The organism is Arcicella sp. GW821-FHT09D11, from assembly GCF_059416265.1.
In genome coordinates, this window is sequence record NZ_JBWKOV010000021.1 from 1 (window position 1) to 1,423 (window position 1,423).

Annotated in this window: 1 protein-coding gene; it reads right to left on the reverse strand. The window is 35.4% G+C overall.

Translation table 11 applies throughout. The features are described 5' to 3' along the window. Window positions 1-1,321, reverse strand: a 1,321-nt coding sequence (locus tag AC07N0_RS23110; RefSeq protein WP_494591199.1) for a transposase, incomplete at its 3' end; no start/stop codon positions are given. Window positions 1,322-1,423 lie beyond the last annotated feature (102 nt).

Genomic DNA, 1,423 nt, shown 5'->3' on the forward strand with positions numbered 1-1,423 from the left:
ACAAGATATTGTGAATGGCTATTCTTATTCTGTAAATCGGTATCGAAGCATTTCGGTACCGATTTCCTGTATTTCCTGTTCTATGACACCATTGTTTTAATACCAATTGTATCCAATTTCCCCAGTTGTTAATTAAGTTCATCAAAAAGTCATAGATAAGTGCTACCATTCCTAGTAGCTTACAAGTATTCTCAAAAAACCATAGTCTTGGAGACTCAATGGCTAATTCTGTTTTACAAAATCTAAACGTCTGTTCAATAGACCATCTGTGCATATAAGAATGGCACATTTCCCACGCCTGCTCGACATTATTAATCTGAATTGAAGTAAGTAGATACAAAGGAGATTGGTGATTTTTCCTATCTCTAACAATTACTAAAGACAAAGGAATTTCTTCAAAATCAGGGTGTTGTACTTGTGACCATGCGATAGAAATACATTTGGCTATCTTACGTTGATTATCGAATACAATTTTACGGTATTTAGCTTTGAAGGAACGAGCAATTAAATGTGTCTTCTTTTTACCTTTATCGGCATGAACGAGTAGGTGATTTTTCTTCCAACGAACTAAAAAATCTTGTTCAAAGTGCATAAACCACTCAATCGTCCAAGCATTAGCATAACCTCTATCAAGTACATGTAAAACTCCTTTACCAATAGATTTATGCAATTTTTCCAACATCCTAAAAATAATATTACTACCGTGTTCTTTGTACTTTCCTCTAGTAGTCCACCAAGTCATTTGGCAAACACTTGGAGCTTCACCCAAAGCTGAAAGCAATGTAGCAGTCCAGCGATAACCTGGTACACAGATACGACTTACGGGTGGACGATAAAATCCTTTCTTGACTTTTGTCAGACGTTTTGCTTTACTACTTTCTACACTGCATAGACCCTCGGTAAACCAGCTCTCATGTTTCTCTATTTTACTATCGTCCCATATTAACAAGGGGTGTCTCCCCATTTGGATTAGTTGTTCAATACGTTTTTTACTGCGGCCAAATAGAAAATTATCAATAATATTAGCTGTCCATTTCTTTGAACGCAGAAGATTACTAATACGTTTGGTACCTGCTGGTGCATGATTGAATCCACAAATAAAGCCTCCTAACTCACTCAGAAGCAATCCCATAGAGCGATTTCTATTCATAAGAATAGCCACAAATAAATTAGAGAAAGTCCCAACAAGACGTTTGTCAAGAAGATTATCTAAAGTAAGCTGTAAATCAGAAAGATAAACAGCTATTTTTTCAAGAAGAAAAGAAGAAGCATTTGCTTTTTTTGTAAAACTATCGTTTTTTTGTAGATGTGCCTTGGGCATAATAAAACCTCCTGTTTTTTTGTGTTTGTCGTAATTCACAAAATAAACAAGGAGGTTTTTATTTGTCAAGTCATACCCAAAATTCGGGATGACTCATGTTTG